This window comes from Bradyrhizobium daqingense, assembly GCF_021044685.1.
GTDB classification, from domain to species: domain Bacteria; phylum Pseudomonadota; class Alphaproteobacteria; order Rhizobiales; family Xanthobacteraceae; genus Bradyrhizobium; species Bradyrhizobium daqingense.
Map to the genome: position 1 here is coordinate 1,380,702 of NZ_CP088014.1, position 25,086 is coordinate 1,405,787.

The window sequence follows — 25,086 nt, forward strand, 5'->3', positions numbered from 1 at the left end:
GGTCGGGCCTCTCGACAGATTGATCAATCTTGATTACATAAATCAATATGAAAAATTCCAGCGAGCTCTATCTCTCCGCCCGGGAAGCCGCCGCCGAGCTCGCGATCTCGCCGGCCACGCTCTACGCCTATGTCAGCCGCGGCCTGATCCGCTCCGAGCCGACGCCGGACTCGCGGAAAAACCGCTATCGCGCCGAGGACGTCCGCGCGCTGAAGGAGCGTCGGGTGCCGTCGCCGGAGCCGCGGGGCCTGCGGAGCTTCGACGCCGACCTGCCCGTGATGGATACGGAGATCTCGACCATCACCGAGGAGGGCGCGATCTATCGCGGCGTCAACTGCGTCGATCTCGCCGAGAACGACACGCTGGAGCACGCGGCCACGCTGCTGTGGGACGTCACCGGCGTCGATCCGTTCGCGCATGACAATCTGCCCCTTCTGTCCGAGGAGATGCGCGCGATCGGGCAGGCCGCGCGTCGGGCCGCGCCGATCGACCGCGCCATTGCCGTGCTTGCGCTGGCCGCGAGTGCCGATCCACGTGCTTTCACCCGCGCGCCCGATGGCCGCGCGCTGGTCGGTGCGCGCATCGTCCGCCTGCTGGTCGCGACCATGCTCAACGTCGAGCCGTCGGCCCAGCCGCTGCATCAGCAGGTTGCAAAAGCGTGGGCGGCGGACAACAAGCATGCGCCCGATCTGATCCGCCGCGCGCTGGTGCTGCTCGCCGACCATGAGCTGAACGCCTCGACCTTCACGGCGCGCTGCGCCGCCTCGACCGGCCTCAACCTCTATGACTCCGTGATCGCCGGCCTCGCCGCGCTGAAGGGGCCCAAGCATGGCGGCGCCGGCGTGCTGGCCTCGCAGCTCGTGAAGACGCTGATCGATCGTGACGTCGAGCCGATGGTGCGCGAGCGCGTCGCGCTCGGCGAGCGCTTTGCCGGCTTCGGCCACGGCGTCTACAAGCGCGGCGATCCCCGCGCGCAGTCGCTGCTCAACGCATTGTCGCGCGCCGGCGCGCCGCGAAAGTTCACGCGCGAAGTGCCGGAGCGGATCGCGGAGGCCACCGGCGAGTTCGTCAACATCGACTATGCCCTCGCCGTGCTCGTGCACGCCTTGCGGCTGCCCGCCGGCAGCGAGCTCGCGCTGTTCGCCATGGCCCGCAGCGTCGGCTGGATCGCCCAGGCCAGCGAGCAATTGCAGTTCGGCAAGTTGATCAGGCCGCGGGCGAGGTATGTGGGGCCGGCGCCGGGGCGGAGGGCTGGGGCTAAGGATTAAGGCCCGGAGGGCCCAAACATGCGTGTCAGCCCAAGCTTCCGGCGAACCGCTCGGCGAGCCTGTTCTTCCTGAATGCGTCCGCGACCCAGTCCACGAAAGCTCTCGTCTTTGCCGGCACGAGCTTGCGCGATGCATGGTAGATCGAGATCGCGCCAGCGTCGCAATACCAGCGCGGCACCAGGCGGACGAGCGACCGATTTTCGAGCGCGGGAAGGATGTCCGCGGTGGCGAGCATGGCAACTCCCAAGCCCAACAATGCAGCCTCTCGCATTGCTGCGGGATCGTTGACCACGAAGGATTGAGACAGCACCGCCTCAACCTCCTGACCCGAAACATCGCGCATCGACCAACGACGGATGCGTCCCGTCTGCAGCGAGCGCATGACGATGCCGTCCAGTGCGGCTAATTCGTCCGGCCGGATCGGTGCTACACGACCGGCCATGTAGGCCGGCGACGCCACGGCGACGATGTGGGCAGGCGCAAGGGTCCGGCTGACGAGACCCGGTAACAACTCGAATCCGCCTCCGATCGCTGCGTCGTAGCCTTCGCCGACCAGATCGACCTGACGATTCTCGAAGTGCCACTCGGGGCGGACGCGCGGATAGCGCGCCAGAAAGCCCGGAAGAAGCGGCAGGATATGGGTTGTGCCGAATGTCGGCGGCAGGCTGACCTTGAGAAGGCCCGCCGGCTCCTCACTTCCAGTCGATATTCCGGCGATGGCTGCTTGGAGCCCCTCGAGATTGCCGACAATCGCGGCGCGAAACGTCTCTCCGGCCTCGGTCAGCGTCAGCTTCCGCGTCGAGCGGTGAAACAGGCGGACACCGAGATTGCGCTCCAGCGTGGCGACGTTGCGACTGACGGCCGCGGGCGTCACCGAGAGCCGTCGACCAGCTTCTGAAAAGCTGCCGCATTCAGCGCTGCGGATGAAGGATTCGAGGTTGGCCAGCGTTTCCATGAGCTCATTTACAAGCGATCATTGAAAATCTTACGACCGATATAGGCCTAATCAAAGGGGAATGTTTGCGCCATCTCTACGTCATCGGTCAGCACGGCTGATCCCAACCACTTCGGAGTTATTCCATGTCCACCATCGGCATCATCGGCGCCGGCAATATCGGCCGCGCCATCGCTCACGCGCTGTCGCGCAGCGGCATCCCCGTGACCCTCTCCAACAGTCGCGGTCCTGAAAGCCTGGCCGCAACCGTGGCCGAGATCGGTCCGCTCGTGACCGCCGGCACCCGCGAAGAGGCGGCCGCTAGGGACATCGTGTTCGTCGCAGTCAACTGGTCGAAGCTGCCTCAGGCGCTCGCCGGGCTGCCGCCGTTCGGCGACCGCATCGTCGTTGACGCCAACAATCCGATCGAGGCGCCCTTGTTCAAGCCGGCTGACCTCGGCGGCCGCGCCTCGTCGGAGGTCGTTGCCGATCTGGTGCCCGGCGCGCGCGTGGTGAAGGCGTTCAATCATCTCTTGGCGCAGATCCTCGCGAGCGATCCGGCGAGCGACGGCGGCAAGCGCGTGCTGTTCTATTCCGGAGATGATGCCGGTGCGAAAGCAGCAATTGGCTCATTGATCGATCGGCTCGGATTCTTTGGCATCGATCTGGGCTCGCTCGCGATCGGAGCAAGGTTGACCCAGTTTCCGGGCGGACCGCTTCCGGCGCTGAACCTGGTCAAGTTCGGCTGATGAACCGAAGATGATCGCCAACAACGAGAGATGACGAAAGGCTGCAAGGTGACAACCGACAATATCGATTTCAACCATCTCCTCCGGTCGAACCTGGAGCGCGTGTTCAACGAGCGGGACGATGACAAGCGGCGAGCCGCTGTCGCGGAGCTGTTCGTTGAGGACCCAATTATGTACGAGCCGGCGAACATCGTTCGAGGACAGTCGGAGATATCGCGCGTCGCCGGAGAGCTTCTCGAGCAGTTCGGGCCGACATTCAGGTTCGTGCCCGATGGCGTCGCCGTCGGACATCATGGTTTGGGGCGGCTGGCTTGGCACGGCGGTCCCGAGCGTGGGCCGGTCGCAGTGACGGGGGCCGACGTGGCCCTTGTCGAAGGCGGCAAGATCTCGCGGCTGTGGGTGCTGCTCAATCCGCAGTGAAAGAAGTCGCGCCGGCGGACTAGCTCTGCGGCTTCGACGCCTTGGCTTCGCTGCCGCTCCGGCGCCGGATGCTCCAAACGGTCAGGCCCAGCACGATCGCTGCGCCGACCACGGTCAGGATCCACACATGCTTGCCGACATGCCCGTGATGATGCAGCCCGGCATATTCATGCAGCGCCGAGACTGCGAGCACGCCAGGCAGCACATGTGCCGGCGCCCAGGCCAGGATCGCCGGGATGTTCACCGCGTAGAATTTCGCCGGCGCCATGCCGAGCGCGCCGGCGGTCACCGGCACGAAGGCGCGGACCGGCGGCACGAAGCGGGCGAAGAATACGGCCCATGTGCCGAAGCGGTTGAAGAAATTCTCACTCTCCGCGACCACGCGCGGATAGTTCGTCAGCGGCCAGGTATTGAGGATCTCGCGCTGCCGCCGATGCCCGATCCAATAGGCCGATCCGTCGCCGAGCACCGCGCCGAGCGCGGCGGCCAGTAGCACCCATGGCAGCTTCAATTCGCCGCCGGGGACCAGCGCGCTCAGCGCCAGGATGATGGTCGAGCCGGGGATCACCGAGCCCACCACTGGAACGGCCTCGAGCAGTGCCGCCAGGAACAGGGTGAGATAGGCCAGCCACGCATGGGCCGAGACGAAGGTGATGAGGGGATCGAGGAAGGACGTCACGTCGTCTCTGCGGCGGGCTGGAGCATGGGAAGACAGACCCTACATAGGGAAGCATAGGCGGCAAAAGTGCCATTTCGGCCGGCAGCGAGGTTACCCCGCCTGAAATTCGGGCGTGATTCGCAAGGCAGCCCTCCAAAAACTGCGCTCCTTGCCTATCTAAATGAAAACACAACGGAACTTTGATTGAGGCGCGGGCTTCTGCCAGCTCGTGGTCTCTGATAGGTTGATTTTCAGCACCCAGCCGCAGCCAACGTGCGAATAACCGGTTTCGGGACCGCCCGGGACCTCGGAGGATTGATGACGACCGCCGCCCTGTCCAAAGTTGAGGAAGTTTCCGGTCAGCCCGACATGAAGGTGTCGGTGCGCCAGGTGTTCGGGATCGACAGCGATCTCGAAGTGCCCGCCTATTCCGAAGTCGATCCTCACGTGCCCGAAGTCGATTCCGACTATCGCTTCGACCGCGCCACCACGCTCGCCATTCTCGCCGGCTTTGCCCGCAACCGCCGCGTGATGGTGACCGGCTATCACGGCACCGGCAAATCCACCCATATCGAGCAGGTCGCGGCGCGCCTGAACTGGCCCTGCGTGCGCGTCAATCTCGACAGCCACATCAGCCGTATCGACCTCGTCGGCAAGGACTCCATCGTGGTCCGCGACGGCAAGCAGGTCACCGAATTCCGCGACGGCATTTTGCCCTGGGCGCTGCAGAACAACGTCGCGCTGGTGTTCGACGAATACGACGCCGGCCGCCCGGACGTGATGTTCGTGATCCAGCGCGTGCTTGAGGTCTCGGGCCGCCTGACGCTGCTCGACCAGAACAAGGTGATCAAGCCGCATCCGGCGTTCCGCCTGTTCGCCACCGCGAACACGGTCGGCCTCGGCGACACTTCGGGCCTCTATCACGGCACCCAGCAGATCAACCAGGGCCAGATGGACCGCTGGTCGATCGTCACCACGCTGAACTATCTCAGCCACGACGAGGAAGTGGAAATCGTGCTGGCCAAGGCCAAGCATTATCGCACCCAGGAGGGTCGCGACATCGTCAACAAGATGGTGCGCCTCGCCGACCTCAGCCGCAACGCCTTCGCCAATGGCGATCTGTCGACGGTGATGAGCCCGCGCACCGTGATCACCTGGGCGGAGAACTCCGACATCTTCGGCGACATCGGCTTTGCCTTCCGCGTCACCTTCCTCAACAAATGCGACGAGCTCGAACGTCCGCTGGTCGCCGAGTTCTACCAGCGCTGCTTCAACGCGGAGCTGCCGGAATCGGCGGTGAATGTGGCGCTGAGCTAAAGTCTCTCTCGGTGTTGTCGTCCCGGCGAAAGCCGGGACCCATACCGCGTGATGCCTCGATTGAAGTGAAGCCGATAGTTTTTCCTGACCCAACGACGGCCGGTGGTTATGGGTCCCGGCCTTCGCCGGGACGACGGATCAAGGTGATATGACCACCTCCAACTCCAAATTCCGCAACAGCAAGGAAGCGCCGACCGAGCCGTTCAAGCGCTCGGTCGCCTCCTGCTTGAAGGCGATCGCAAAAGCGCCCGAGCTCGACGTCTCCTTCGCCGCCGAGCGTCCGGGGCTTGCGCCCGGCAAGGCGCGGCTGCCCGAGCCGGCACGCAAGATGACCAAGCGTGACGCCGCCATCGTGCGCGGTCATGCCGATTCCATCGCGCTCAAGCTCGCCTGTCACGATCCCAAGGTGCATCGCAAGCTGATGCCCGGCAATCCGCAGGCGCGCGGCGTGTTCGAGGCGGTGGAGCAGGCGAGAGTCGAAGCGATCGGCGCGCGCCGCATGGCCGGCGTTGCCAAGAATCTCACCGCGATGCTCGACGACCATTTCCACCGCGGCAAGTTCGACGAGATCACCGACCGCGCCGATGCGCCGCTCGCCGACGCGCTGGCGATGCTGGTGCGCGAGCGCCTGACCGGCATGGCGCCGCCGACGGCCGCCAAGAAGATGGTCGATCTCTGGCGTCCGATCCTCGAAGACAAGATCGGCAGGCGACTCGACCGGCTCGACGGCGTGCTCGAGGACCAGACCCGGTTCGGCGATGCCGTGCATGATCTGCTCTCGGCGCTCGAGCTCGGCGACGAGCGCAACGCCGACACCGAGGACAATGACGAGAACGAGGAGAACCAGGACGGTGACAACGACCAGTCCGGCGCCGAGGGCTCGCCGGATTCCGACGCCGCCCAGGAGATGAGCGCCGACCAGGCGCAGGCCACAGCCGAGGAGATGAGCGAAAGCGCGATGGAAAGCGCGCAGGCCTCGACCTCCGACAGCTTCGACGACGGCGAGCTCGGCGACGACGAGACACCGGGCGAGGCGACGCGTCCGAACTCGCACGGCAAGAACGAGCCGCGCGGGCCGGAATACCACGCCTTCGCGCCGAAATTCGACGAGATCATCGCCGCCGAGGACCTCTGCGACCATGACGAGCTGGAGCGGCTGCGCGCCTATCTCGACAAGCAGCTGGCGCATCTGCAGGGCATCGTCGCGCGCCTTGCCAACCGCCTGCAGCGCCGCCTGATGGCGCAGCAGAACCGCGCCTGGGAGTTCGATCTCGAAGAGGGCATCCTCGACCCCGCGCGGCTGTCGCGCGTCGTCACCGATCCCTATCACCCGCTCTCCTTCATGCACGAGAAGGAGGCGACGTTCCGCGACACCGTGGTGACGCTGCTGCTCGACAATTCCGGCTCGATGCGCGGGCGCCCGATCACGGTCGCCGCGACCTGCGCCGACATCCTGGCGCGCACGCTGGAGCGTTGCGGCGTCAAGGTCGAGATCCTTGGCTTCACCACGCGCGCCTGGAAGGGCGGGCAGTCGCGCGAGGCGTGGCTTGCCGCCGGCAAGCCGGCCAATCCCGGCCGCCTCAACGATCTCCGCCACATCATCTACAAGTCGGCCGACGCCCCCTGGCGCCGTGCGCGGAAGAATCTGGGCCTGATGATGCGCGAGGGCCTGCTGAAAGAGAACATCGACGGCGAGGCGCTGGACTGGGCGCACAAGCGCCTGCTCGGCCGGCCCGAGCAGCGCAAGATCCTGATGATGATCTCGGACGGCGCGCCGGTCGACGATTCCACGCTGTCGGTCAATCCCGGCAATTATCTCGAGCGGCATCTGCGCCACATCATCGAGGAGATCGAGACCCGCTCGCCCGTCGAGCTGATCGCGATCGGCATCGGCCATGACGTGACGCGCTACTACCGCCGCGCGGTGACGATCGTGGACGCCGAAGAACTCGGCGGCGCCATCACCGAGAAGCTCGCCGAGCTCTTCAGCGAGACCAACACCGCGCCGACGCAAGCGGCCGGTCGCCCGCGACGCAAATTGCATTCGTGAGCGCGCATCGATCCCGCCGCAGCTTCGTCAGCCTCGCGGCGGCGGGATTGTCCACCCTCGCGCTGCCGCGTCTGGCGCAGGCGCAGGCGCAATTGCATCCCAAAAGCGAACCGCCGCCGCGCCCGCTTCAACTTGAGCACGCCGTCACCGCGCCGGTCAGCGTCGAGGTCAACGCCCGCAGCATTGCCCATTTCGAGCCGCGCGACCGCTCGCGCACGCGCTTCGGCTCGCTGGATTTCCGCAGCGGCCTGGTGCTGACCTCGCCCTATCGCGGCTTCGGCGGCCTGTCCGGCCTGCGCTTCCTCGACGGCAAGGGCGAGCGCTTCCTCGCCATCTCCGACCAGGGCGGCTGGTTCACCGGCACGATCCGCTATTCCGGCCGCGAGATGGTGGGGCTGGCCGACGTCGAAGCCGCGCCGGTGCTCGGCGCGGACGGGCGGCCGATCACGGAGAAGCGGCTGTGGTACGACACCGAGTCGCTCGCGCGCGACGGCAACCTCGTCTATGTCGGGCTCGAACGCGTCAACCAGATCCTGCGCTATGATTTCGCCAAGGGCGGCACGAGTGCCCGCGGCGAGCTGATCGCCGTTCCGCCGGCCTTGCGCAAGCTGCCCTACAACAAGGGGCTGGAGGCGATGGTCATCGTGCCCAAGGGGCAGGGACAGGGACAGGGAAAGAGCCAGTCGCTCGCGGGCACGCTGATAGCCTTCTCCGAGCGCGGGCTCGATGCCGACGGCAACCTGCTCGCCTTCCTGATCGGCGGCGCCACGCCCGGCCAGTTCAGCGTGCGCCGCTCGGAGAATTTCGACATCAGCGACGCCGTGCTGCTGCCCTCGGGCGATCTCCTCATCCTCGAACGCAAGTTCTCCTGGTTCACCGGCGTCAACATCCGCATCCGCGCCATCCCGCTGAAGTCGATCGCCCCTGGCGCAATCGTCGACGGCCTGACGCTGTTCGCCGCCGATCTCGGCCACGAGATCGACAACATGGAAGGCATCGACGCCCATGTCACGGCCGAGGGCGAGACCGTCCTGACGCTGATCTCCGACGACAATTTCTCGATGCTGCAACGGACGCTGCTGCTACAGTTCGCGCTGGTGGAGTAGGGCAGTCTCTCCCCGTCATTGCGAGCCAAACCCCCGCCGCAATGCATGGCCTCACGGTCCCCCATTCCCGCCGCGCAGCTAGCAATCCGCCGCCCGGCGACTACACTTCATGCAACTGCTTCCATTCCTCCATCCCCCGGAACTCCCCGCATGTCCGTCCTGTTTTCCCCGATCAAGCTGCGCGGCCTGACGTTGAAGAACCGCCTCGTGGTGTCGCCGATGTGCCAATATTCGGCCGATGACGGCGTCGCCACCGACTGGCACTTCAGCCACATCAACAATCTCAGCCTGTCGGGCGCGGCGATGTTCTGCATCGAGGCGACGCATGTCGAGGCGATCGGCCGCATCACGCCGGGCTGCCTCGGGCTCTACAGCGATGCCTGCGAGGCCGCGCTGAAGCCGATCCTGCATTCGGTGCGCAAGCATTCCTCCACGGCGATCGCGATGCAGCTCGCCCATGCCGGCCGCAAGGCGTCGAGCGCGCGACCCTGGGACGGCGGCCAGCTGATCCCGGAAGGGCAGGGCGGCTGGCAGACGGTCGGCCCGTCAGCGGTGCCGCACAAGGAGGGCGAGGCCGCGCCGCTCGCGCTCGATGCGAGCGGCCTGAAGCGCATCCGCGAGGCCTTCGTCGACAGCGCCAAGCGCGCCGCGCGGCTCGGCATCGACGCCATCGAGGTTCATGGCGCGCATGGCTATCTCCTGCATCAATTCCTGTCGCCGATCTCAAACCGTCGCACCGACGAATATGGCGGCAGCCTCGAGAACCGCATGCGCTTCCCGCTCGAAGTTTTCGACGCGGTGCGCGCAGCCTTCCCCGCCGACAAGCCGGTCGGCATGCGGGTGTCCTCGACCGATTGGGTCGAAGGGGGCTGGGACCTGGCGCAGACGATAGAATTCGCGCGCGCGCTGAAGGCGCGCGGCGTCGACTGGATCGATGCCTCCTCCGGCGGCGTCTCGCCGCTGCAGAAGATCGCGCTCGGCCCCGGCTATCAGGTGCAGTTCGCAGAAGCCATCAAGCGCGAGACCGGCCTGCCCACCATCGCCGTCGGTCTCATCACCGAAGGCAAGCACGCCGAGGAGATCGTCGCATCGGGCAAGGCCGACATGGTCGCGCTCGCCCGCGGCATGCTCTACGACCCGCGCTGGGCCTGGCACGCCGCCGCCGAGCTCGGCGGCGAGGTCGAGGCCCCGCCGCAATATTGGCGCTCGCAGCCCTCGACGCAAAAGGCGCTGTTCGGCAAAACCACGTTCGGGGCACGGTGAGGGACGTGTGCGGTTGAGGCGCGATGACTGCGCTAAATAAACGGTCTCGTCCCGGGCCCCCGTGCGCAATTGCGCACCAGGCCGGGGACTCTGTGTTCGTGGCGAGCACGCATTGCGCCCCCGCTCCCCTCACGCATCCGTAAAACTCCTCGCCTTCCGCCCTTCGCAAAACTGGCCTAACCTCCGTCCCCTCGAGGCGTCACGGAGGCTGGGGATGCGTTTTGGTGTTCGCAAGACTGCCCATGTGTTCGAGCGTGTCGGCCTTGCGATGGCGGGGGCGGCGTGCGGGCTGTTCGTCGGCGCCTATGTCGGCTCGGCGATCGCCCCGCTGACGACGCAAGGCTTCCTGCTGGCGATGATGCTGCTCGGCGCCGTCGGCTTCTATCTCGGCATCGACACGCCGCAGCTGCCCTTCGATGACGCGCACAGCCAGATCGACGCCGCGGAATTCCTGAGCTCGGCCGGCACGCTGTTCGCCACGCTCACCGCGCTCGCCTCCGTCGCCGTCATCGTGCTCCGCCTCGACCCGCACATCGGCTGGACCTGGCTCGTCCTGCTCGGCTGGATCGCCGGCGTCGCCATGCAGATCGTCGCCGGCGCCAAGGCGCGAATGCGGAAGTAGCTTGCTCACCCTCCCCTGGAGGGGGAGGGTCGATCGCGCGAAGCGCGAGCGGGGTGGGGTGATCTCTCCACTCGGGCACTTTACGCGGCGGAGAGACCGTCACCCCGCCCCGTCTCATATTTCGCTGCGCTCATATGAGGCGACCCTCCCCCTCCAGGGGAGGGTAAGCAAGGCCCCCTCTAAAACACCACGCCCACACGCGTACCGCGCTTCCAGGCGATGCGGCAGCGCTTCTTGGTGTTGACGTGCAAAAGCTCGAACCGGTCGGGGATGTTCACCTGGCCGCCGAGATCGACGCAGGCCCCGCCGGGCGAATAGTCGATCAGCGTGCAGTTGATGACGGGCGCGCGCGGGTCCGTGATGATCTTGGCCTGACGCGACACCAGCCCTGCGGGCTTCACGCGGGCATATCGGCGCGGATAGTGCGGCACGTCTCCTCCAACTCCGCTGGTTTCTTTTGCGGTGGGTCTGCAGGCGATGATGGAATGCAGATGATGCGATCCGGCTAAGGCGGGGCGATGAATTTTAATGAAAAGTGTCGGCGAATGCGGAAAGCTGCGGTAGTGGGGTGCTGTTCTTGCGCGCATCTATCTCCCACCGTCATTGCGAGGAGCGCAGCGACGAAGCAATCCAGAGTGCCTCCTCGGAGGCAGCCTGGATTGCTTCGCTTCGCTCGCAATGACGGGCGGCGAGAGCGGAGTCCGCCTCACGCCCCCGCGCCTCCGCGCCCTACCTCACCCGCTCCAGCGAGATGAAGCTGCGGTTGCTGGCTTCATACTGGAACGCGTAGACGTTGGCTTCCTGGCAGGTGTCGCCGACCGCGGCGCGGCGCTCCAGGTCGCGTTTCTGCGAGAACTTCCGGCCGGTGGCGTCGGCGTCATATCGCACGTGGACCTTCGGCGATGAGTTCTCGTTGGCGTGGTCGTAGCGGTGCGCGATCTTCCACTGATTGCCGGGGGCGAGGAAGCGCGTCTCCCAGCCGCCGTCACCGACCTTGCGCGAATAGGTGATGTTGGCGCGGGTGTCGTTGCGCAGGCACACCACGCCGTAGTGCTTGTTGTTGGCCGCCTCGGCCGCCGCCGACCACAGCGCGGCGGTCGCGACGCCGAGCGCGAGGCTCGTGCGGATCATTGTCGAACGAAACGAACGAAAAGATGCAAAGTGAGAAAAGGACTTCGTCATTGGAAAAATCTCCCTGATCGATGCCGCCCTCCAAGGGCTCGCGGCAGACGATAGGAAGAAGCGGCGTGGATGTGCATGATCCGGATCACAATCTCCGGGCGTGGGGGCGCATCTTCTGCAGGACAGATTGTCGCGGTGCCGCGCGGGGGCGAGCTGCTATCTTCGCGGCACATCCTTCGAGACGCCCGCCTTCGGCGGGCCCTCAGGATGAGGTCGGAATGCGCGGCCGCAGCTTCAACAGGCACCGACGCCGAGTAGCCTCACCCTGGACGTGACTGCAGCAAAGCGGGCGTCTCGAAGCCTCATCCTGAGGAGCCCGCGAAGCGGGCGTCTCGAAGGACGAGGCGGGCACGCGGACCTCTCCGGCTCACACCTCGCCCAGCGTCATCCGCTCCGCCTCGCTGCCGGTGCCCGCATCCGGCCCCACCGGCATCGGCACGGTCACGTACTCCCTCGGCATGTTCACCGGCCGATAGTCCGGCTCCACCGCCATCCGCTTCAACACGCTCTCATGCACATGCGCGCCTTCAGGAATGAGCCGCGGCTCGGAATCGGGAATATAGAAGCCGAAATGAACCTTCCGCGCCGGCCATTCCTTGTACTTGGCCTTCTTCGGCAAGAACTCCAGGAGCCGCCAGGCCGCCGTCATGGAATCGTGCAGCGTGCCGGTCTTGCCGGTAAAGGCGGGCTCGACATAGTGAAACGGCGAGTTCTTGCGTTGGATGCCCCAGGCCAGCTGCTTCACGGTCGCCGGGTTGAAGTTCAGCCCCGCCTCTTGCGCCTCCGCGATCATCCAGAGCAGCGGATATTTCGATTGCCCGCTCTCGGCCTCCGGATAGCCGCCGCCGACGTCGCCGTGCACGCCGGCGAACCACACCTGTTGAATGTCCTGCGGCACCTTTTTCTCATCGGGCACATAGCGGTTGCTCCAGAACTCCTGCGGCCCTTCGTACGCCTTCAGGCGGAACATGCAGCGCCGCTCGTCGATCGCGATCGCCTGCCGGAAGATCCTGATGCTGGGGTTGCGCAGCGTGAAGGCGAGCTCCTCCAGGCTCGGCAGGAATGCCCGGTCGGCGCGCGGCACGATCACGCTCGCCACCGTGTCCCACACGCCGACGAAATGAATGGTTGGCCAGCGCGTCGAGGTGATGCGCGCGAACTGCGCGGCGAGATCGTACTCGTCCTTCGGCAGCGGTCCCTGCTCGTCGAAGGTGACGCTCTCGACGTCCTCGGCGGCGTTGCCGCGCCCGGTGCCGGAATATTGCTTGTAGGCGATCAGGCCGCTTCCGGCGAGGTTGGCCTGCTCCGGCGAGATCAGCCCGATCTTGTGGATCAGCCCCGCCAGCACGCGCACCGTGTAGGCCCCGCGCGAGAAGCCGAACAGGTAGATCTTGTCGCCGCGCGCGTAATGCTGAACCAGGAAGCAATAGGCCGACAGCACGTTGTCATCGAGCCCATAACCGGTGGCGAGCCCCAGCACCATGTTGATGTTCGCCTTCCAGCGGTGCCACGTCGACGGCTCCGTCACCGTGCCGACCCCGGGATCGTAGAACACCATCTGCCGCGGCTGCGTCTTGTCCGTCTTGCGCAGGCAGCGATACAGCTTCAGGACGTTGGAGATGTTCTCCGAGATCTCGTTGCCGGTGCCGTCACAGCAGACGACGAGGTGTTTTGGCTCGGGCTTGCGGTCGGTGGTGGCTGCGGTCTCCATGGGATGCGCCTCCGGGTGATGCTACCCGGGCGAGTATAGCGGAAGGCGATGGCAGCGAGGAGACGAAGTCGGCTTCAGTGGCATGGTGCCTCATTTGCGTATCGCCTGTTGACATTAACCACCTGTTAACCATGCCGTCGCCTAATGGGAGCGACTGGGGGTCACCATGTCGGCCCATGTGACGCGACCGAAATTTCGGCCGGCCGCCTTTCGTTCGCTGAACGGGCTGGTCAGCGTCACGGCTGTCCTACGGAGCAAAGCAATGTTCGGGAAGGACGATCTAGTGGACAATCTCAGCCGCGATCTCGATCGCGCACGGCTCAGACGCGATGCACTCGCATCCGAGGCCACGACGCTGGCGGCGCAGATCGCCGAAATCGAAGCCCGCCTTGCGGAGGAGAAGAGCAGGCGGGAGCGGGATCGCGTCCTGAACGAGATCGAAGCGATCAAGACGCGAATCAAGCATGCCGCCGGCGCGTTTGCACCCGTCGTCGATGGTCTCTCCAAGGCGGTCGAGCAGGCCTCGGCCGTCGTGCCCGAGGCGCGCGAGCTCAACAGTTTCCTGGTGTCGGTGGCGACCGAGATCGATACCGTGCTCGGGCCGCTGTTGCGCGAACTGGATCAGCGCGCGGATGCGGTGCGGATCGGACACGCCATGCTGGACCTTCCAAGCCAGGCCATTGAGCCGCCCATCGAGCCGCCGAAGGAGGCCAACGATCGCCTGCTCCGCTTCCCCGCATGGCTGTCTCGCGACAAGGAGACGGACAAGAAGGAAGCTGCGGACAAGCCGCACAGCACGGCGGCGTAAGCGGCGCTGCGCATCCTGGAGACTTCTCGTCATGGCTGGGCCTGACCCGGCCATCCACGTCTTTCCTGTTGCCATAGCGAAAACGTGAATGCCCGGCAAAAGGCCGGGCATGACAATTCGACCAGACACGCCGGCTTTTGCTGACGACATCTTGAGTCAGACGGCTGACGCCCGCTCAGCTCGCCGCGCGGCGCAGGAAGGCCGGGATATCGAGCAGGTCTTCGTCGGCCATATTGCGCGGAATGGAGCGCCCGTAGGCATCGAGCGGCCGATCGGCCACAGGCCGCGCATAGATCGGCCGCGCCGGTTGCTCCGCCGGCTGGCCGGCTTCGGCGCCGAGCGGCGGGCTTTCCGCTGGCGGAAGGGGTGCACTGCGCTCGATGCGATCGGCGATGCGGCGACCGTCGTTGCGTAAGCGGCCGGCGAGCTGCGTGAGCGCGGTTTCCACCGGTTGCGCCTGGAGCGCCGGGTCGACATTGTCAATGCCGGTCGCCACCACCGAGACGCGGACGATGCCTTCGAGGCTTTCGTCGAACGACGCGCCGACGATGATGTTGGCGTCCGGGTCGGCCTCGTCGCGAATGCGGGTTGCGGCTTCGTCGACCTCGTACAGCATGAGATCCTTGCCGCCGGTGATGGAGATGATGAGGCCGCTGGCGCGCTTGATCGAGGGGTTCTCGATCAGCGGATTGGAGATGGCGGCGACCGCGGCCGCGAGCACGCGCTTCTCGCCGGACGCCTCGCCCCGTCCCATCATGGCCTTGCCCTTCTCCTTCATGACGGAGAGGACGTCGGCAAAATCGAGGTTGATCAGGCCTTCCTTGACGATGAGGTCGCTGATGCAGGCGACGCCCGAATACAGCACCTGGTCGGCGAGGGCAAAGGCATCGGCGAACGTGGTCTTCGCGCTGGCCACCCGGAACAAGTTCTGGTTCGGGATGATCAGGAGGGTGTCGACCGTCTTCAGCAGCTCCTCGATGCCGGCTTCGGCAAAGCGCATGCGGCGCTGGCCCTCGAAGTAGAACGGCTTGGTGACCACGCCGATGGTGAGGATGCCGAGCTCGCGCGCGCACCTCGCGACGACCGGTGCCGCCCCGGTGCCGGTGCCGCCGCCCATGCCGGCCGTCACGAACACCATGTGTGCGCCGGTCAGCTGCTCGCGGATCGTGTCGATCGCCTCTTCGGCCGCGGCGCGTCCGAGTTCGGGCTGCGAGCCGGCGCCAAGGCCCGCGGTGACCTTCGTGCCGAGCTGGATCAGGCGCGTCGCCTTCGACATCGCCAGCGCCTGCGCGTCGGTGTTGGCGACGACGAACTCGACGCCCTGCAGCCCGGCCGTGATCATGTTGTTGACCGCGTTGCCGCCGGCGCCACCGACGCCGAACACGACGATGCGGGCCTTCATTTCATGGATGTCGGTGATGCCTGCCATGCTTCCCTCGTGTTTGCTCCGGCAAGCCGGGTCTGGAGAAAGTCTCGCGTGCTATCTGCGGGCCGCGCGGTCTGATTGAACGATCGCGGCGGCCAGATGTCCCAAACGAAGCGCGGCCTGTCCCACGATCCCGCCGCCGGCGCGGCGACCGCTGCGCAGAACCGCCACTTCGTCTTCCAGTCGTGTCGCCCAGGCATTGGCGGCGGTCGTCTCGGCGGCGGCCTGCGTCAGCTCGATGGCGAGGCGATCGGCGCGCTCCCGCTCGCGCTCGAACACCGCCCGGTAGGCGGTTGCGACCTCCTCGAGCCGCGCGATCTCCGCCTTGAAGACTTCGATCGTGACCGCCTCGATCCGTGCCAGGGAAGCATCGATCCAGTCTGCCCGGCGGGCGCGTCGCGGGCGGGGCGTGTAGCGGAGTGTGGAGAGATCGACGCTGACCACGGCCTTGCCTTCGGCCGACCGCTGGCGCGGCAACCGCCGTCGCCGCACCAGCGCCCGCGCGGCCTCGCGCGAGACATTGAGGCGGCTACCCAGATCGGCATACGTCAACAACTCAACGCACATCGGCGCTTCTCCTGGAGCGAACCGGGAAGGCATTTCGAGCTAATGATGGCTGGACGATTACCGCAGGCTAGGCTGCGTTGGTTAATGGACGGTTAACGGGAGAGGGGGGTGTTTACCGGGTGGGGTCAGCGTGCCGGCCCCCGAGACCGCGGAATATCATCGGCCTCAGGCGGTGGGTATGTTTTCCGAGATCTCGTTGCCGGTGTAGTCACAGCAGATGACCAGGTTTTTGGGTGAGGATTTGGGGGCGGTGTTGGGTGCGTGCTCTACGGTGAACCCTCTGGCTGCTGCCGTCACGAGTATGGGCAGGAATAAGCAATTTTCTAGGGGGCGGCGCTAGTTTGCATTTCCTTCGGGCGGCATTTGATCAAGTTCATCAGGGTTGGGGACAGCCAGCAGTGCCGTTGCCTCCAACTCCGGCAACATCTCCACGGAACGTAACTTTCGGTCTATCGCGCGTTTTCGAACAGACACGTCATCAATAGTATTGGATGCCTCCTGAAGCTTTCTTTGTACTCTTTCGAGCACAGCGCCATATTTACCGAACTCCGATTTCACGGCGCCGAGAATCTGCCACACCTCGCTTGATCGCTTCTGAATTGCAAGTGCGGAAGCCCATGCGTAAACTGTTCAAAAGAGCAAGTAATGTCGTTGGCCCTGTGACGAGTATTCTGTTCTCGCGCTGAAGACAGTCTGCAAGGCCCGGCCTTCTAATGACCTCGGCATATAACCCTTCGGTAGGCAGAAACAGCACTCCAAAATCGGTGCTGAATGGTGGATGGACATATTTAGTTGAGATATCATTGGCCGCTTGCCGTATACGCGCTTCCAACGCCTTGCCAGCAATTTCAACCGCGTCCACATCGCCGCGCTCCGAAGCATCGATCAATCGTTCGTAATCCTCGGTCGGAAATTTTGCATCGATTGGCAACCACAGGGGGCCGCCTTCGCCACCTGGCAGTTTGATCGAAAATTCGACTCTTTGATTGCTGCTTGGTCTCACTTCGACATTCTTTTCGTACTGATCGGGCGCCATGGCCTGCTCGAGCAGGCTTGCCAAGGTAACCTCACCCCAAGTGCCCCTGGTGCGGACATTCGTCATCATGCGCTTTAGATCACCCACGCCAGTTGCCAAAGTCTGCATTTCGCCCAAGCCTCGGAATACCTGTTCGAGCTGATCGCTAACCAACTTGAAGCTACTATTGAGTCGTTGCTCCAATGTATCGTGAAGCTTCTCTTCGACGGTTGCTCGCATCTGTTCAAGCTTCGTAGCGTTGTCATTGCGAATGGTCTCAAGACGAGTTTCTACCGCAACACGAACTCCTTCTTGAGCCTTTTCCAATCTTTCAGCGAGAGACGAAAGAGTATTGTTCACGTTGCCAAGCCGCTCACTCTGAAGCTCACTTGACTGAGTAAGCGAGTCGTTCACGCTCGTGCCTAGGCGATAGAAGCTGTTGCTGAGTTCGTCTTTCAGTACGCGGGCCGTCTCCGCATGCCCCGTCAGGTTCTGCTCAAGCTTTTGTTCGATCATACTCCGAAGGTTGTCTCGATTGGCGACCGCTTAGATAGGTAAGTCAAAAGCGAGAGAACGGCAGCAATCAAGCTAATCCCGCCTGCCGCAGACAATAGCGAAATGTTCAAATCCATATGCCCCCCGAAGAAAAAGACTAACGATCAATTTCGGCCCACGTCTCCTTGCTACGCTTTCCGACGGAGATCGAACGACAAGTTCGCTGATGATTAGGCCAGCGCTGATCGTCTTTCCAAGGCCAACATCGTCCGCGAGCAGGGTCACTGGAAGACGACGACAGAATGTAACGAGGTTTGTAACTTGGTGATGGTAGGGAGTGAGACGATCGCTCCACCTCGGCGTTGACTTAAAGTCTTCGGCTCGATCAATAACGATTGGGTCGGTCAGATCCCATTCGAGACCTGCTCGGTAAATTCGATACTCGTCGGGTTCTCTGATCCTGCTAAGAATCTTCGACTTAAATTCAGTGGCGACGTCCATCCCCCGCCCCAATCTGAGACGTGCTCAACCGCAGGATGCTCGGTGCTACCCTTGCGGGCAAGTGCTTTCGTCGATGTACTGGTGCGCCCCACAAAGAAAAACGGCCGGATCTTCCGATCCGGCCGCTACTCGAACTCTACTGGCTAAGCCTACGCCACGCGACGCAACTTAGCCCTGCCCAATTCTTCAAATCTTTAGCTCGCCTTCTTCTCCGGCGCGGTGGTCGGGCCGACCTTCTTCTGGATGGCGCGCTTCAGCTCGAGGGCGCGCGGCGACAGGGCGTCGGCGTTGGCCTTGAGCAGGTAGGCATCCAGGCCGCCATTGTGGTCGACGCTCTTCACCGCGTTGGTGGAGACGCGCAGGCGCACGTTGCGCTCCAGGGCTTCCGACTGGAACGTCACGTTGACGAGGTTCGGCAGGAAGCGGCGCTTGGTCTTGATGTTGGAGTGGCTGACCTTGTGGCCGACGAGGGGGCCCTTGGCCGTCAGTTCGCAGCGGCGAGACATGGCAATATCCTTATCCTGAACCCCCAACGGGTTGCGGCCGCCATTCGGGGCGCCACGGGGGCAAATTCTCTGTCCTTGCAGGGAGCGGGCGGACGTATAGGGGGGAAGGGGCGGGTAGTCAAGGATTTGGGGCGGCTGGGACGCGGGTTTCGCGCTTCTGCCTCGGCTGTCATCGCCCGCGCAGGCGCGCGATCCAGTACGACGAGACGGCTGTGGTCGACCAGAGCGGCCGCGGCGTACTGGATGCCCCGCCTGCGCGGGGCATGACAGTGGAATAGGGGCAGAGAGGGATACCTCTCCGATCACCAAAACGGCAATGATCGGAACGCCTTACCATCACATAAAGGGCGCAATCGCACCGGAAGAATCCGGTGGAGTTCCGCGCCCGAGGGCCCGGACGCATTGCCTGCCGCTGGATTCGGCTTAAGTAACGGCCATTGGCGCCCCGATTGGAAAGTTTTGTGCCCATCCTTTTCCCTTCCTCGCCCCGGCGCTCGGCCGGCCAGCTGGCCCTCGCGGGCCTGTGCGGCCTCGCCTTGGCGTGGGGCGCGGCGCCGGCGGCGGCGCAGGGCAAGCTCGAAGCGCAATATGAGGCTTCGCTTGCCGGCATTCCCGTCGGCAAGGGCGCCTGGAATATCGACATCCAGGACGACGTGTTCGCGGCTGCGGCCTCCGGCGGCACGTCGGGGCTGCTGAAATCCTTCACGGGCGGGTCCGGCACCGGCGCGAGCCAGGGGCGCGTCGTCAACGGCGCGCTGGTGGCGACCGGCTATCAGGCCTCCACCACCACGCAGAAGAAGACCGAAGAGATCCGCATCACCCTCGACAAGGGCAATGTGAAGGAATTCGCGATCCTTCCCGAGCCGCCGGTCGATCCCGATCGCATCGTCGTCACCGATGCGCATCGCCGCGGCGTCTGGGACCCCATGACGGCCTCGCTGCTGCGCGTGCCCGGCACCGGCGATCCTGTCTCGCCCGACGCCTGCCACAACTCCGCGCCCGTGTTCGACGGCCGCATGCGCTACGAGCTCAAGCTCGATTTCAAGCGCATGGAGAGCGTGAAGGCGGAGAAGGGCTATAAGGGCCCGGTCGTGGTGTGCTCGATCTATTTCGTGCCGGTCGCCGGCTACATCCCCGATCGCCCCGTCATCAAATACCTCGCCGCCCAGCGCAACATGGAGATCGCCTTCGCGCCGATCGCCGGCACGCGCATCCTGGTCCCGTTTTGGCTGAAAGTGCCGACCCCGCTCGGCCCGGCCATGCTGGAAGCCACCAGCTTCGTCACCTCCCCCCAGCCCCCGCGCGTCGCCAAGACGCAGTGATCCTACCCTCCCCGGAGGGTCCCTCGGTGAGGGTAAAAGACATCAAGCAAAATCAATGGGTTCCCTACTGTGCATGGGGTTGTTTTCGCACGTGTTGTCGGCTTTCCGTCATGGCCGGCATGACGGCTGAGCAAGCGGCCGGCTAGGAATCCATTTGACTCCTCCCCGATTCTGATTCGACTCCGCGCCGTCCCCAGCTTTAACGGATCGAGGCGCTTGTACGGCGGCCCAAACCTCCATCTAGTGCGCAACCAAGACGAGTCCCGCGACATGTTGCGTGAACGGAACGGGACTCCGAGGGGAGTCAGCGATTCGGCCGCGATTCGTTCCGGAGTCGTTCCGAAGCTTAAGCCGAACGGGAAAAGCGTCGCAAAGTGAGACAGTTGCGGGAGGTTTGGGGAGGGGTGGCACCTTCTCCGCCGTCATGCCCCGGCTTGACCGGGGCATCCAGTACGCCGCGGCTTCTCGGCTCGACCACATCCGTCCCGGCGTACTGGATCGCCCGGTCAAGCCGGGCGATGACAGCACGGTGTGTGGAAACAGCCCAGCCCCCCCCCGCCCCAAAACAGCACTGACATTCGCCCAAATCGCCACTACCTAATCCCACAGACATGGCTTTCTCTCCCTCCCCCTTCGCTTCCGAGCGCGCCCTTCACGATCGAGTGCCTGGCGCCGGCGTCACTGCGGTGCTCGGGCCGACCAACACCGGCAAGACCCATCTCGCCATCGAGCGGATGCTCGCGCATCCCTCCGGCGTGATCGGCCTGCCGCTGCGCCTGCTCGCGCGCGAGGTCTACAACAAGATCGCCGATCGCGCGGGGCCAGAGAGCGTCGCGCTCGTCACCGGCGAGGAGAAGATCAAGCCGAGAAATCCGCGCTATTGGGTCTCGACCGTCGAGGCGATGCCGCGCGACCTCGACGTCTCCTTCCTCGCCGTCGACGAGGTGCAGATCGCCTCTGATCTCGAACGCGGTCATGTCTTCACCGACCGCATCCTCAATCGCCGCGGCCGCGACGAGACGCTGCTGCTTGGCGCCGCCACGATGCGCCCGATCATCGAGCGCCTGTTGCCGGGCGTGTCCATGATCACGCGGCCGCGCCTGTCGCAGCTGGAATTTGCCGGCGACCGCAAGATCACGCGCCAGCCGCGCCGCACCGCCATCGTCGCGTTCTCCGCCGACGAGGTCTACGCCATCGCCGAGCTGATCCGCCGCCAGCACGGCGGCGCTGCCGTGGTGCTGGGCTCGCTCAGCCCTCGCACACGCAATGCGCAGGTCGCGATGTTCCAGAACGGCGACGTCGATTATCTCGTCGCCACCGATGCCGTCGGCATGGGCCTCAATCTCGACGTCGATCACGTCGCCTTCGCCTCCGACCGCAAGTTCGACGGCTATCAGTTCCGCCGCCTCACGCCGTCCGAATTCGCGCAGATCGCCGGCCGCGCCGGCCGCGCCACGCGCAACGGCACCTTCGGCACCACCGGCCGCTGCGCGCCGTTCGAGCCCGAGCTCGTCAACGCGCTGCAGAACCACACCTTCGATCCCGTGAAGGTTTTGCAATGGCGCAACGCGAAGCTGGATTTCTCCTCGCTCGGCGCGCTCCAGGTCTCGCTGAACCTCGCCCCCGGCCATGAGGCGCTGACGCGCGCGCCCATCGCCGAGGACATGCGCGTGCTCGACCACGCCGCCCGCGACGGCGAGGTGCGCGATGTCGCGCATGGCAAAGAGGCGGTGGAACGGCTGTGGGACGCCTGCCAGATCCCGGATTACCGGAAGCTGTCGCCGGCCGCCCATGCCGAGCTGGTGACGACGCTCTACGGCTTCCTGATGCGGAAGGGATGCATCCCCGATTCCTGGTTCGAGGCCCAGATCACCCAGGCCGACCGCATCGACGGCGACATCGACACGCTGTCGGCCCGGATCGCGCAGATCCGCACCTGGACCTTCGTCGCCAACCGCCCGGACTGGCTGAAAGGCCCCGAACGCTGGCAGGGGATCGCGCGGGAGGTCGAAAATAAATTATCGGATGCGCTCCATGAACGCTTGACTGAGCGTTTCGTTGATCGCCGGACCAGTGTATTGATGCGCCGCCTGCGGGAGAACACGAGCTTGAATACTGAAATCGGCAAGACCGGCGAAGTCATCGTCGAAGGCCATGTCATCGGCCGCCTCGACGGCTTCACCTTTGCACCTGACACGGCGGAGGCCGGCTCGGATGCGAAGGCCTTGCAGGCTGCAGCGCAAGCGGTGCTCGCCGGCGAGATCAATGCGCGCGCCGAGAAGCTCGGCAATGCGCCGGACGAGCAGTTCGTGCTGACCTCGGAAGGCATCATCCGCTGGACCGGCGATGCCGTGGCGCGGCTGTCTGCCGCGGAGGAGGCGCTGCATCCGCGCATCCGCATCATCTCCGACGAGCGGCTGACCGGAGCCCCGCGCGACAAAGTGCAGGCGCGGCTCGAGCTCTGGCTCAAGACGCATATCGAGAAGCTGCTCGGGCCGATGTTCGAGCTGTCGAAGGCCGAGGATGTCACCGGCATCGCCCGCGGCATCGCCTATCAGCTGGTCGAGGCGCTCGGCGTGCTCGAGCGCCCGAAGATCGCCAACGAGCTGAAGGATCTCGACCAGCCTTCGCGCGCGGTATTGCGCAAATACGGCGTGCGCTTCGGCGCCTATCACATCTATTTCCCCGGCCTGCTCAAGCCCGCCGCGCGTGCGCTGGCCGCGCTCTTGTGGGCGCTGAAGCAGGACAATGTCGATCTGTCCTCGCTGTCGGGCGCGCAGCATCTGGCCTCGTCGGGCCGCACCTCGTTCCCGGTCGACAAGGCGCTGCCGCGCGATGCCTATCGCGTGCTCGGCTACAAGCAGGCCGGCGAACGCGCCGTGCGCGTCGACATTCTGGAGCGCCTGGCCGATCTGATCCGCCCGGCGCTGGCCTGGCGCGAGAACTCGCCCGGCGAAAAGCCCGCCGGCGCATTCGACGGCCGCAGCTTCGTGGTGACCCAGGCGATGACCTCGCTCACCGGTTCTGCCGGCGAAGACTTCGCCTCCGTCTTGCGCGCGCTCGGCTATCGCATGGAGAAGCGTCCGCCGCTGCCGCCGAAGCCCGTCGTGGCCGAGCAGGTCGTGACTGAGCAAGTCGTGACTGAGACGATCGCGGCAGAGACGCCGCCGGTTGAAGGCAGCGCGGAGACGTCGACCGAGACCGCGGCAGAGGCCGTTGCCGGCCTGCCGGAGGAGCCGTCCACCGAGGCGGCCGCGGAAGCCGTCACCGTCGAAGACGCGCCCGGCATGGAGCCGCAGGACGAAGCCGCGCCCGCCGAGCCAGCGGTGGAAGCGTCGTCCGAGGCGCCCGTCACGCCCGAGGATGCCCCCGGCATCGCGCCGCCTGCCGAAGAGGCTGCTGCGTCGGCCGAGCCTGCCAGCCTCGAAGCCGCTGCTGCTGAAACAGCCGCGATCGAAGCAGCTGCATCGCCCGACGCGGCCGCACCGGAAGCTGTGGCGACGGAGGCTGCGGCAACGCCGGCAGAGCCCGAGCTGGTCGAAGTCTGGCGCCCCGGCGGCCGTCACGAGGACCGCAAGCCGCGCCACGAGCGCCATCGCCACCAGCGTCATCAAAATCAGCGCCCGCAGGCCGGAGCAGAAGCTGCCGCTGCGGCGAGCGCCGCGCCCGGCGAAGCCGCCGATGGCGAAAAGCGCGGGGAGCGCCATCGTCATGGCGGTCATCGCAAAGATTTCCGTAAAGGCCGCGAAGGTGGTGGAGAGGGCGCGCCGCGTCCCGAAGGCCGCGACGACAGGAATCGCCGTTTCGAGGGCAAGGATCGCGACAACAAGGATCGCGATCGCAACCGCGACAACAAGGGCAAGTTTGGCGGCGATCGCGACAAGGGTCGCGAGCACCGCGGTGGCCGCGACCGCGACAAGGGCCGCGATCGCCGCGATCGCGAGTCCGGGCCCTCGCTGCGTCCCTACGCCTCGAGCGCGAACCCGCGCGAGCGCGATCGTCCCGCCGATCCGAACTCCCCTTTCGCCAAGCTTGCCGCGCTGAAGGAGCAGCTCTCGGGGCGCAAGGAGTAGCATAGCGTTTTCAAGCGAAGTGCGGAGCGGTTCGCATGAAGAAGACGCGTCAAAAGGAATAAGGCCACGACCGAGCGGCAGCGCATCGACAAATGGCTGTGGCACGCGCGGCTGGTGAAGGCGCGCACCTCGGCGGCCGAGCTCGTCGTCACCGGTCATGTCCGCGTCAACGGCGTGCGCGAGACCTCGCCGGGACATGCGATCAAGCTTGGCGACGTCCTCACCGTTGCGCTCGATCGCACCGTGCGCGTCTTGAAGGTCACCGCCTTCATCGAACGCCGCGGCGATGCCGCCTCGGCGCGCGTGCTCTATGAAGAGCTCGGGGATGCAAACCGCAATTAATTGCGCGTTGCATTCATTTCTTGGCCGCTCAAACGCGCACAAGTGTCATGATCGGGCCTTGCCGACCTTGCAGCGCCGGGCCATCCGCGCTACGCAAGCCGCGACTTTTAAAAGAGCTTTTCGGAGCGTTGGATGACTTACGTCGTCACTGAAAACTGCATCAAGTGCAAGTACACCGACTGCGTCGAGGTCTGCCCGGTCGACTGCTTCTACGAGGGTGACAACATGCTCGTCATCCACCCCGACGAGTGCATCGATTGCGGCGTGTGCGAGCCGGAATGCCCCGCCGACGCCATCAAGCCGGACACGGAACCGGGCCTGGAGAAGTGGCTCGGGGTCAACGCCGAATACGCCAAGAGCTGGCCGAACATCACCCAGAAGAAAGAATCACCTGCCGACGCCAAGGAATTCGACGGCATGGATGGCAAGTTCGAGAAATATTTTTCTCCGAACCCCGGCTCCGGAGACTGATACGGGCCCAAACTTAACCCTAATAGCGGCGGTTTCGCCGAAAACCAGCCCTCAAGACCCCTAAATCATTGATTTTTGCGGGAAATGTGCTATATTGGGCACATTAAGCCGAACCCCGTCAGCCCCGTTTGGCCCCTCTGGGTTCCCGTGAAACCAAATGTCGAACAGGGGCGTGGCAGTTTCCGCGCGCAGGCTGTGTCACAGAAAACGCGTAAAAAGAGTACTTCAGCGAAGGCTTCCCATAAGGAGGCCAAAAAAGTCGCCGCGGCCAGCCGTAGCG

21 protein-coding genes and 1 pseudogene are annotated in these 25,086 nt (G+C 65.0%); 13 read left to right on the forward strand and 9 right to left on the reverse strand.

The genetic code is table 11. From position 1 onward, the window contains the following. The first annotated feature begins 47 nt into the window (after nucleotides 1-47). Nucleotides 48-1,268 (forward strand): citrate synthase family protein, encoded by a 1,221-nt coding sequence (locus tag LPJ38_RS06325; protein WP_145639214.1) that lies wholly within the window; start codon nucleotides 48-50, stop codon nucleotides 1,266-1,268. A gap of 25 nt (nucleotides 1,269-1,293) precedes the next feature. Here LPJ38_RS06325 and LPJ38_RS06330 read toward each other — a convergent pair whose 3' ends face one another. After that, nucleotides 1,294-2,223, reverse strand: coding sequence for a LysR family transcriptional regulator (locus LPJ38_RS06330; RefSeq protein ID WP_145639212.1), 930 nt, complete (start codon nucleotides 2,221-2,223; stop codon nucleotides 1,294-1,296). A 125-nt stretch (nucleotides 2,224-2,348) separates the two neighbouring features. Here LPJ38_RS06330 and LPJ38_RS06335 point away from each other — a divergent pair, with 125 nt between their 5' ends. Both LPJ38_RS06335 and LPJ38_RS06340 read left to right on the forward strand, forming a co-directional pair. Next, on the forward strand, nucleotides 2,349-2,951 hold the full coding sequence (locus LPJ38_RS06335) for an NADPH-dependent F420 reductase (RefSeq protein ID WP_145639210.1): 603 nt from the start codon (nucleotides 2,349-2,351) through the stop codon (nucleotides 2,949-2,951). A gap of 30 nt (nucleotides 2,952-2,981) precedes the next feature. After that, the gene (locus LPJ38_RS06340; RefSeq protein ID WP_167520648.1) at nucleotides 2,982-3,371 is read left to right on the forward strand and encodes a nuclear transport factor 2 family protein; all 390 of its coding nucleotides are present in this window, start codon (nucleotides 2,982-2,984) and stop codon (nucleotides 3,369-3,371) included. 19 nt (nucleotides 3,372-3,390) lie between these two features. On the opposite strand, the gene LPJ38_RS06345 is transcribed toward LPJ38_RS06340, so the two are convergent. Then, nucleotides 3,391-4,050 carry a DedA family protein gene (locus tag LPJ38_RS06345; RefSeq protein WP_145639206.1) on the reverse strand — a complete coding sequence of 220 codons (660 nt, stop codon included), beginning with the start codon at nucleotides 4,048-4,050 and terminating at the stop codon, nucleotides 3,391-3,393. Between the two features lie 297 nt (nucleotides 4,051-4,347). Between LPJ38_RS06345 and cobS the strand changes: the two genes are divergently transcribed. The 5 genes from cobS to LPJ38_RS06370 all read left to right on the forward strand — a co-directional run bounded on the left by cobS (nucleotide 4,348) and on the right by LPJ38_RS06370 (nucleotide 10,387). After that, entirely contained in the window at nucleotides 4,348-5,346 is a 999-nt protein-coding gene (gene cobS, locus LPJ38_RS06350) for a cobaltochelatase subunit CobS (protein ID WP_145639205.1), read from the forward strand. Between the two features lie 148 nt (nucleotides 5,347-5,494). Further along, nucleotides 5,495-7,396, forward strand: a complete 1,902-nt coding sequence (gene cobT, locus LPJ38_RS06355) for a cobaltochelatase subunit CobT (protein WP_145639203.1) — start codon at nucleotides 5,495-5,497, stop codon at nucleotides 7,394-7,396. Then, on the forward strand, nucleotides 7,393-8,502 hold the full coding sequence (locus tag LPJ38_RS06360; RefSeq protein WP_145639200.1) for an esterase-like activity of phytase family protein: 1,110 nt from the start codon (nucleotides 7,393-7,395) through the stop codon (nucleotides 8,500-8,502). Before cobT ends, LPJ38_RS06360 begins: the two co-directional genes overlap by 4 nt. 150 nt (nucleotides 8,503-8,652) lie before the next feature. Then, nucleotides 8,653-9,765 (forward strand): NADH:flavin oxidoreductase/NADH oxidase, encoded by a 1,113-nt coding sequence (locus LPJ38_RS06365; protein WP_145639198.1) that lies wholly within the window; start codon nucleotides 8,653-8,655, stop codon nucleotides 9,763-9,765. 214 nt (nucleotides 9,766-9,979) lie between these two features. Then, entirely contained in the window at nucleotides 9,980-10,387 is a 408-nt protein-coding gene (locus LPJ38_RS06370) for a hypothetical protein (protein WP_145639196.1), read from the forward strand. A gap of 179 nt (nucleotides 10,388-10,566) precedes the next feature. On the opposite strand, the gene LPJ38_RS06375 is transcribed toward LPJ38_RS06370, so the two are convergent. From LPJ38_RS06375 to LPJ38_RS06385, 3 genes are all read right to left on the reverse strand, one after another. Then, the gene (locus LPJ38_RS06375) at nucleotides 10,567-10,818 is read right to left on the reverse strand and encodes a PilZ domain-containing protein (protein ID WP_060734589.1); all 252 of its coding nucleotides are present in this window, start codon (nucleotides 10,816-10,818) and stop codon (nucleotides 10,567-10,569) included. Between the two features lie 298 nt (nucleotides 10,819-11,116). Then, the gene (locus LPJ38_RS06380) at nucleotides 11,117-11,518 is read right to left on the reverse strand and encodes a hypothetical protein (RefSeq protein WP_167520647.1); all 402 of its coding nucleotides are present in this window, start codon (nucleotides 11,516-11,518) and stop codon (nucleotides 11,117-11,119) included. Between the two features lie 418 nt (nucleotides 11,519-11,936). After that, the gene (locus tag LPJ38_RS06385) at nucleotides 11,937-13,280 is read right to left on the reverse strand and encodes a T6SS phospholipase effector Tle1-like catalytic domain-containing protein (protein WP_145639194.1); all 1,344 of its coding nucleotides are present in this window, start codon (nucleotides 13,278-13,280) and stop codon (nucleotides 11,937-11,939) included. A gap of 262 nt (nucleotides 13,281-13,542) precedes the next feature. Here LPJ38_RS06385 and LPJ38_RS06390 point away from each other — a divergent pair, with 262 nt between their 5' ends. Next, on the forward strand, nucleotides 13,543-14,088 hold the full coding sequence (locus tag LPJ38_RS06390) for a hypothetical protein (protein ID WP_167520646.1): 546 nt from the start codon (nucleotides 13,543-13,545) through the stop codon (nucleotides 14,086-14,088). A gap of 175 nt (nucleotides 14,089-14,263) precedes the next feature. Here LPJ38_RS06390 and ftsZ read toward each other — a convergent pair whose 3' ends face one another. The 4 genes and pseudogenes from ftsZ to rpmB all read right to left on the reverse strand — a co-directional run bounded on the left by ftsZ (nucleotide 14,264) and on the right by rpmB (nucleotide 18,598). After that, nucleotides 14,264-15,517 carry a cell division protein FtsZ gene (gene ftsZ, locus LPJ38_RS06395; RefSeq protein ID WP_145639190.1) on the reverse strand — a complete coding sequence of 418 codons (1,254 nt, stop codon included), beginning with the start codon at nucleotides 15,515-15,517 and terminating at the stop codon, nucleotides 14,264-14,266. A 51-nt stretch (nucleotides 15,518-15,568) separates the two neighbouring features. Further along, nucleotides 15,569-16,081 (reverse strand): hypothetical protein, encoded by a 513-nt coding sequence (locus tag LPJ38_RS06400; RefSeq protein WP_167520645.1) that lies wholly within the window; start codon nucleotides 16,079-16,081, stop codon nucleotides 15,569-15,571. A gap of 336 nt (nucleotides 16,082-16,417) precedes the next feature. Then, nucleotides 16,418-17,612, reverse strand: a pseudogene (locus LPJ38_RS06410) (DNA recombination protein RmuC). Nucleotides 17,613-18,286: 674 nt separating this feature from the next. Continuing rightward, on the reverse strand, nucleotides 18,287-18,598 hold the full coding sequence (gene rpmB, locus LPJ38_RS06415; protein ID WP_060734595.1) for a 50S ribosomal protein L28: 312 nt from the start codon (nucleotides 18,596-18,598) through the stop codon (nucleotides 18,287-18,289). A 461-nt stretch (nucleotides 18,599-19,059) separates the two neighbouring features. Between rpmB and LPJ38_RS06420 the strand changes: the two genes are divergently transcribed. From LPJ38_RS06420 to fdxA, 4 genes are all read left to right on the forward strand, one after another. Beyond that, nucleotides 19,060-19,920 (forward strand): DUF3108 domain-containing protein, encoded by an 861-nt coding sequence (locus LPJ38_RS06420; protein ID WP_145639185.1) that lies wholly within the window; start codon nucleotides 19,060-19,062, stop codon nucleotides 19,918-19,920. Between the two features lie 611 nt (nucleotides 19,921-20,531). Further along, nucleotides 20,532-23,993 (forward strand): helicase-related protein, encoded by a 3,462-nt coding sequence (locus LPJ38_RS06425; protein ID WP_145639183.1) that lies wholly within the window; start codon nucleotides 20,532-20,534, stop codon nucleotides 23,991-23,993. A 111-nt stretch (nucleotides 23,994-24,104) separates the two neighbouring features. Next, nucleotides 24,105-24,335 (forward strand): S4 domain-containing protein, encoded by a 231-nt coding sequence (locus LPJ38_RS06430; protein WP_061850180.1) that lies wholly within the window; start codon nucleotides 24,105-24,107, stop codon nucleotides 24,333-24,335. Between the two features lie 132 nt (nucleotides 24,336-24,467). Next, on the forward strand, nucleotides 24,468-24,806 hold the full coding sequence (fdxA, locus tag LPJ38_RS06435; RefSeq protein WP_145639181.1) for a ferredoxin FdxA: 339 nt from the start codon (nucleotides 24,468-24,470) through the stop codon (nucleotides 24,804-24,806). The last annotated feature ends 280 nt before the right edge of the window (nucleotides 24,807-25,086 follow it).

What these genes read in the sequence shown, in the direction of transcription:
- LPJ38_RS06325 (WP_145639214.1), top strand. Translation starts at nt 48, where the DNA reads ATGAAAAATTCCAGCGAGCTCTATCTCTCCGCCCGGGAAGCCGCCGCC.
- LPJ38_RS06330 (WP_145639212.1), bottom strand. Translation starts at nt 2,223, where the DNA reads ATGGAAACGCTGGCCAACCTCGAATCCTTCATCCGCAGCGCTGAATGC.
- LPJ38_RS06335 (WP_145639210.1), top strand. Translation starts at nt 2,349, where the DNA reads ATGTCCACCATCGGCATCATCGGCGCCGGCAATATCGGCCGCGCCATC.
- LPJ38_RS06340 (WP_167520648.1), top strand. Translation starts at nt 2,982, where the DNA reads ATGACGAAAGGCTGCAAGGTGACAACCGACAATATCGATTTCAACCAT.
- cobS (WP_145639205.1), top strand. Translation starts at nt 4,348, where the DNA reads ATGACGACCGCCGCCCTGTCCAAAGTTGAGGAAGTTTCCGGTCAGCCC.
- cobT (WP_145639203.1), top strand. Translation starts at nt 5,495, where the DNA reads ATGACCACCTCCAACTCCAAATTCCGCAACAGCAAGGAAGCGCCGACC.
- LPJ38_RS06365 (WP_145639198.1), top strand. Translation starts at nt 8,653, where the DNA reads ATGTCCGTCCTGTTTTCCCCGATCAAGCTGCGCGGCCTGACGTTGAAG.
- LPJ38_RS06370 (WP_145639196.1), top strand. Translation starts at nt 9,980, where the DNA reads ATGCGTTTTGGTGTTCGCAAGACTGCCCATGTGTTCGAGCGTGTCGGC.
- LPJ38_RS06380 (WP_167520647.1), bottom strand. Translation starts at nt 11,518, where the DNA reads ATGATCCGCACGAGCCTCGCGCTCGGCGTCGCGACCGCCGCGCTGTGG.
- LPJ38_RS06385 (WP_145639194.1), bottom strand. Translation starts at nt 13,280, where the DNA reads ATGGAGACCGCAGCCACCACCGACCGCAAGCCCGAGCCAAAACACCTC.
- LPJ38_RS06390 (WP_167520646.1), top strand. Translation starts at nt 13,543, where the DNA reads ATGTTCGGGAAGGACGATCTAGTGGACAATCTCAGCCGCGATCTCGAT.
- ftsZ (WP_145639190.1), bottom strand. Translation starts at nt 15,517, where the DNA reads ATGGCAGGCATCACCGACATCCATGAAATGAAGGCCCGCATCGTCGTG.
- LPJ38_RS06400 (WP_167520645.1), bottom strand. Translation starts at nt 16,081, where the DNA reads ATGTGCGTTGAGTTGTTGACGTATGCCGATCTGGGTAGCCGCCTCAAT.
- rpmB (WP_060734595.1), bottom strand. Translation starts at nt 18,598, where the DNA reads ATGTCTCGCCGCTGCGAACTGACGGCCAAGGGCCCCCTCGTCGGCCAC.
- LPJ38_RS06425 (WP_145639183.1), top strand. Translation starts at nt 20,532, where the DNA reads ATGGCTTTCTCTCCCTCCCCCTTCGCTTCCGAGCGCGCCCTTCACGAT.
- fdxA (WP_145639181.1), top strand. Translation starts at nt 24,468, where the DNA reads ATGACTTACGTCGTCACTGAAAACTGCATCAAGTGCAAGTACACCGAC.